This is a genomic window from Erwinia sp. PME.40.26/001 (assembly GCF_055556675.1).
This window is the reverse complement of the sequence record NZ_JBVHNP010000183.1, coordinates 1-271: the sequence shown is the minus strand read 5'-3', so window position 1 is coordinate 271 and position 271 is coordinate 1. Positions and strand designations below refer to the sequence as shown.

1 protein-coding gene is annotated in these 271 nt (G+C 68.3%); it reads right to left on the bottom strand.

The annotated features are described in order from the left end of the window. Window positions 1–271: hypothetical protein (locus ACZ3HG_RS23770; protein WP_465334842.1), on the bottom strand; the 271-nt coding region annotated here is incomplete at both ends.

Below are 271 nucleotides of genomic sequence, written 5' to 3'. Positions count from 1 at the left end.
CGACGTTGATGTTGAACCAGGGATCGCGGGAGGCTTCCAGCTCGGCGAGCCACGCCTGGCCCGAGTCGCCGACGCGCTCGAGGGAGGCAATGACATCCTCGGCCGACACGCCCTCCTGGAATTTCGCCTCGACGCCCAGCTCGACCGCGCGTCGCGCGAGGCGCCGCAGCTCCTCGTCGGGGCGGAAGATCTCCGCCTCGATGCCGGCCACCATGCGCGCGACGGTCTGGTCGCTGATCTCGGGGAATGCCTTCTTGCAGAAGGCGAAGAA